Annotated in this window: 6 protein-coding genes; 2 read left to right on the forward strand and 4 right to left on the reverse strand. The window is 27.9% G+C overall.

The genetic code is table 11. From position 1 onward, the window contains the following. Positions 1-62: 62 nt before the first annotated feature. Positions 63-308, forward strand: a complete 246-nt coding sequence (locus N4A48_RS14450; RefSeq protein ID WP_293667106.1) for a hypothetical protein — start codon at positions 63-65, stop codon at positions 306-308. 10 nt (positions 309-318) lie between these two features. On the opposite strand, the gene N4A48_RS14455 is transcribed toward N4A48_RS14450, so the two are convergent. After that, complete coding sequence (locus N4A48_RS14455; RefSeq protein ID WP_293667108.1) at positions 319-1443, reverse strand: MGDG synthase family glycosyltransferase; 1125 nt, start codon at positions 1441-1443, stop codon at positions 319-321. Positions 1444-1833: 390 nt separating this feature from the next. Between N4A48_RS14455 and N4A48_RS14460 the strand changes: the two genes are divergently transcribed. Next, a complete protein-coding gene (locus N4A48_RS14460; protein WP_293667110.1) occupies positions 1834-2067 on the forward strand; it encodes a glutaredoxin family protein in 234 nt (77 codons plus the stop codon). Positions 2068-2119: 52 nt separating this feature from the next. Here the strand turns inward: N4A48_RS14460 and N4A48_RS14465 are convergent, their stop codons facing one another. From N4A48_RS14465 to nhaC, 3 genes are all read right to left on the reverse strand, one after another. Beyond that, positions 2120-2797, reverse strand: coding sequence for a metal-dependent hydrolase (locus N4A48_RS14465; RefSeq protein WP_293667112.1), 678 nt, complete (start codon positions 2795-2797; stop codon positions 2120-2122). A 52-nt stretch (positions 2798-2849) separates the two neighbouring features. Further along, the gene (locus N4A48_RS14470) at positions 2850-4172 is read right to left on the reverse strand and encodes a Na+/H+ antiporter NhaC family protein (RefSeq protein WP_293667114.1); all 1323 of its coding nucleotides are present in this window, start codon (positions 4170-4172) and stop codon (positions 2850-2852) included. A gap of 73 nt (positions 4173-4245) precedes the next feature. Next, a complete protein-coding gene (nhaC, locus tag N4A48_RS14475) occupies positions 4246-5649 on the reverse strand; it encodes a Na+/H+ antiporter NhaC (RefSeq protein ID WP_293667116.1) in 1404 nt (467 codons plus the stop codon). Positions 5650-6128: the final 479 nt, after the last annotated feature.

The raw sequence follows: 6128 nt of genomic DNA on the forward strand, positions 1-6128 counted from the left end.
ATATATAATTTTTATATAATTTATTGAATAAATTATATAAAAATTAAAGTAGAGGTGTAAGTATGAAAGGCTTTATGAATTCTGAAGAATATGAGGCTATAAAGAAGATAAGAGAAGAAAATTTTAAATTAAGAGAACAACAAAAATATGATTATGAATGTGAAGAAAAATTAGAAAACTTACTCAAGAAAAGTATTAAACCTAAAAAATCAAAAACTAAAACAAATGAAGGGTTTAAAAATAATTATAAGAATTTTCAATATGATTATGAAGAAGATTTTTATGACCCCGATTTTAATAGATACTAAATAAAGCAGGCTAAATGCCTGCTTTATTTAATTTTGACAATATTAAATTTGATATATTTTCTGATGAATTTAATTTTTTTAAACTTTTTATATTATTTTTCAGGCTATACAACCTATCTGGATTTTCAATTAAAAGAGTTATTAAAATTTTTAAATTGTATTTTTCGGTTGTTTTAAGAGCTACTCCGCTATTTAGTAAAAAGTCTAGATTTTCGCCTTCTTGACCGGGTATATAATAAGGTACTATCATAGGAATTTCTTTTAATAGAGCCTCTGTAGTAGTAAGGCCACCTGGCTTTGTAATTAAAACATCAGATACAGATAAAAGGTCATTCATTTTATTTGTAAATGGAAGTAGAACCACATTTTTATTTGTATCTATAGAGTCTAGAGTTTTTTGTATTTTATCTTTTAAAGAAGAATTTCTCCCTGTAACAACTATAATTTGAAAATCCTTGTCAATACTCAATAAATCTAAAAATGCTTCTTTGATATTACCAGCACCAAAGCTCCCTCCCATTAATAAAACAGTAAACTTGTTTTTTAAATTAAGCTCTTTTTTTATACCATCTATATCGCTTGATAAAAATGATTTTTCAATAGGAATTCCGTAAGGATATATTTTATAATCAGGGATTCCTTCTTCTTGTAACAGATATTTAACATATTCATCTCCTACTATGTAATTGTCAACTTCTTCTTGAATCCAGGTAGAGTGTATAGTGTAATCTGTAAGAATTGATATTATAGGTATGTCTATTATATTATTTTTTTTTAAATTACTGACAGCCATTAAAGGAAAGGGATGTGTTCCGATTATTGCATCTGGCTGCATTTGATTTATTAATTTTTTCAACTTTCTTATCATATAAGTAAGGATAAGGTTACTATTTATTTCATTTTTGCTTATTTTAAGATCTGATATTTTATAGATCGTGCCATAAGCTTTTGGTGTATACATAGCTGATTTTTCATATCCTTTAGATATTATGGTATCTATTGTAGGGCTTACAAATTTCAAACTATCTATTATCTCACAGTCTATATTTTTAGCAATTAGCTCTTCCTGTACTGCTTTTGCTGCTCTATTGTGACCTCCACCAGTAGAAGCAGAAAGTATTAATATTTTTTTCATATTGAATCCCCCTATATTAAATAATGGAATGATTTCAAAAAACTAAAATTAAAACTTTTATTTTAATTTTTCATATATGCATAACTATGTTTTTTATGAGCATATTATTATAGTGTAAGATTATTCTATAATATATTATAAGATTTTTAAATGAAAATAAAAAATAAATGTTTTAAAAATTTGCATAGGGAAATCTATATAATACAGGGTAAATATTAATCAAATCTATATTTACATCTATTTTTAAGAAACAAAGCCTATAAGCATTATTTGCAATATTAATAAGTGTTTAGTGACTAGATAAAGTGAAACTTAATTTAGATGGAGTTTTAAAACTCTTAGCTTTCGGATAAAATTTTTTAATATGAGTATTTAAGGGAGGTATACGATATGAATAAAAAAATAGAAATATATAGTAGTAATACATGTGGATATTGCGATATGGCAAAGGACTATTTTAAGAAAAATAATTTAAAATATATAGAATACGATATATCTAGAGATGTTACTCATAGAAAGAGACTGATGAATATGGGTTATACCTCAGTTCCGGTTATACTAATAGAAGGCGAAGAAATATTAGGGTTTGATGAAGATAAGATGAACAACATGCTTAAATCATAATAAAAAACTGCGATAAAGTTTAATTTATCGCAGTTTTTTATTCTATAGGAAACTATATTTTTATATCCTCTCCAGGATTCAAAATAGAGATGTTGCAAGATTTAACTTTACTTTTCAATAAATCAGGATCTGCATTTATAGGTTCGAATGTATTAAAGTGCATAGGAATAACATTTTTAGGTTTTATAAACTCTATAGCCTTTATACAATCGTCAATATCCATTGTAAACACTCCACCAATAGGAAGCATAGCGTAATCTATATTCTCATATTCTAAAAGAGTCATTTCTACAGATAGTCCTGTATCTCCAGCGTGATATAATATAGTATTTTCAATTTCTAATAAAAAGCCACATGGACTACCTGCATATATCAAGTGTGTTCCTTCATAAATACTAGAGCCGTGTAGAGCAGGAACCATTTTGGTCTTTCCAAAATCAGGTTTAACATATCCTCCTATGTGCATTGGCATACATTTTATATTGTACTTAGATAAATATAAGGATATTTCAAAGTTACATATTACAGTACTATTATATTTTTTAGATATCAAAATAGTATCACCTATATGATCGTTATGACCATGTGAAACTAATATATAGTGTATATGAGGCAATTCTTTTAAATTAATTGGGCAATTAGGATTATCTTTTATGAATGGATCTATTAAAATATTATGCTCTGAAGTTTGAATTAAAAAAGCAGAATGACCTAAATATTTTACTAACATACTAAAACCTCCCTTTCTTACATTATATACTATTAATAATTTAAAAAAACACTTAAGCAAATATATCTATATTATTATTTTTTCTAGATTTTAATATAAAAGTAATAGGTATTAGATAACATAAGAATGTATATGGGATAAAATTAATAGAAGATACTCCTAGAAGTGTAGAGGCTACAATAGAATTTATATTCCAAGGAATCAAAGCAACTGTTATTGTACCGCTATCACTCAAGCATTGGGCTAAATCTTCTTTTTCTAAATTATAATCAAGAAATGTATTTTTCATGAATTTACAAGGAATAATTATTCCAACAGTTTGATTACATGTTAATGTATTTAAAAGTATACTCAATAAAGAACATTTTTTAAGTAAGTCATACTTGCTTGTTATTGATGAAATTAATTTATTTATTAAGATATTTAGGCTATTGGTTGAATCTAATAGACCAGTGAAAGCTGTTGCGCTTATGATTGTAAATACAACTGGCAACATTGATAGAAAGCCACCTCCATTTATTATATTAGATGTGGAGTTAATTTTATTAAATCCGAGTAATGATATTTTTGTTAAGGTATATATATTGGAGTGTTGAATTAAAAAGCTTATTAAAAAACTAGAACACAATGATGCTAGCAATGATATAGTTATATCTATTCTTATTAATATTAGTATAAAAAGTATCACAATAGGTATTAAGCATAGTATGTTTAAGTTGAAACTATTTGATAAATTTATTAAAATGTTGTCTAGTTTACTATAATTACTTATGCTATTGTATTTTCCTAAAATAAAGTATAATATACCACTGGCTATAAAAGCTGGAAGTAGTGTTTTATTCATTTTATCCATAAGTTTATAAGGGTTAGAATTTGTCATTTCTATATTCAGATTTAACGCACTAGATATAGGTGAAGATCTATCTCCTAAGAAAGCACCGGATATTATTGACCCGGCTAAAACAGATGTATCCAAACCTACAGCTCTGCCTATTGTTATAATTACAACACCTATAGTCGATATACTCCCAACTGCAGTTCCTAATATGTAGGATATGCAAGACATTATTAGAAAAGAAAAAAATATGAAGTTGTATTTTTTTAATATACTAAGACCTAGATAAATAAGATAAGGTATAGTTCCACAAGCCATCCATAATGATGTAAGCATCCCGACTAATGAAAGAATTATTATTATACGTTTTGCAGACAATATACTTGATAGTATGCTTTTGTTTAAATCTTTATAGTTGCATTTATTTAATATCGCATTTATATACACAAATAAAGTGGAAATTGACATACCTATATATATGGGTTTATTCATTATAACTGATAATGATATTAATATCAGCGGTACTAATAGATTTTTCATGTTAAAAGACCTCTCAATAAGATTATAATAAGGAAATTAGATATATAATAAGGGCCCGATATGGGCCCTTCATTTATTCTGTGATATATTCTTCTTCAGGAAGTTTGTGCATTGTAAGTCCTGTAAATCCATAGAATATAGATATTATAGGATTTATTAAATTTAAAAATGCATAAGGTAAGAATGCAGCTGGATGAACGCCTAAAGTTGCCCACATATATGCTCCACATGTATTCCAAGGAATAAGAGGAGATGTTAATGTTCCTGAATCCTCAAGTGCTCTTGATAAGTTTTTCGGATGAAGACCTTTTTTGGCATAAGCATCTTTATACATTCTTCCTGGAATAACTATTGATAGATATTGTTCTCCTGTAACTAAGTTTACGAATATACAAGAGAATATAGTAGCTGTAACAAGCCCTCCAGTACCTCTTGCTAACTTTAATACGCTTTCTGCGATAACTTCAAGCATACCTGTTTTTTCAAGAATACCTCCAAGTGTTAAAGCACATAATATTAAAGAAACTGTCCACATCATAGATTGAAGGCCACCGCGAGTTAACAATGAATCTACAGCTTCAATTCCTGTTTCTGATACGAATCCATAATTAGCAGCTGTAATTATTTCTCCAAGAGATGATTTTTGGAATATAGCTGCAAATACACCTCCAAGTAAAGAACCTGTTATAAGACATGGAATAGCTGGAACTTTTAATATAACTATTGTTATTACTATTATAGGAGGAAGAAACAATAATGGGTTTATGTTGAAACTAGATGTTAGTGCATTAAGCATTTGATTTATTATAGTAGGATCTATGTTTTTACCAGCGTATTTGGCACCTAAGAAACCATAAAGAATAAGAGCTATTATTAAAGATGGTCCAGTTGTGAACAGCATGTGGCGTACGTGATCGAATAGATTAGCACCTGCCATAGCTGGAGCTAGATTTGTAGTATCTGATAATGGTGACATTTTATCTCCAAAGTAAGCACCAGATATAATTGCACCCGCAACTATATAGTTAGGGATACCAAGTCCTTGCCCTACACCTAAAAGTGCTATACCAACAGTACCTGCTGTAGTCCAAGATGATCCTGTAGCAAGGGCAACTATTGCACATATTATACAAGTTGCAACTAGGAATATACCAGGTGATAATATTTTAAGTCCGTAATATATCATAGTAGGAACTACACCACTTAATATCCATGTACCTATAATTGTACCTACTATCATAAGAATTAAAACAGCTTGCATTGCCATGTTGATGGTTTTCATCACACCTTCTTCAAGTTCATTCCACTTAAAGCCCAATCTCGTAGTAGCCATAAGAGCAGCTACAACAGCTCCGCAAATTAAAGGAATGTGAGGCGATGCCTCAAACTTAAAAACTGCAATCCCTATAAATATGATTAAGCATACAATAGGAATAAGAGCTTCTAGTAAGTTTGCCTTACGTTTTTGTTCAGACATTATAATTTTCCCCCTTTTTAAATAATAAAAATTAATTTTTTAAATTCAGCTAAATATAAGTATATTATTTAACCGAATTTAGCTTAAAATAATACAAAAAGATAAAAACAAAGTATATTCGCCCTCGGAAATATTTTAAATATTTATATTGTCAGTTAGTTGATATAAATATAAATGTATGGAAATTATAGCATAAATCTTCTGAAAATTCAATATATTTAAAAGCATATGAAATATCCATTACACAAATGCAATAACAATTAGATTTTTTATATATATAAAATGTTATTTAAAATATATTAGAATATAGCAATTACAAATAAAAAACAAAAAAATATAAAAAAGTGTTGACGAAATGTTTTAAAGGTGATATATTATTACTTGTCCTCGACAACGAGGCAAACACAAAACACAAAATGAACTTTGAAAATTAAACAGTAGGTTATAAATAAATCACAACAGTGATTTTCGGAAACAAC

It is taken from the genome of Tepidibacter sp. (assembly GCF_025210165.1).
In the GTDB taxonomy this organism is placed as follows: Bacteria; Bacillota; Clostridia; order Peptostreptococcales; family Peptostreptococcaceae; genus Tepidibacter_A.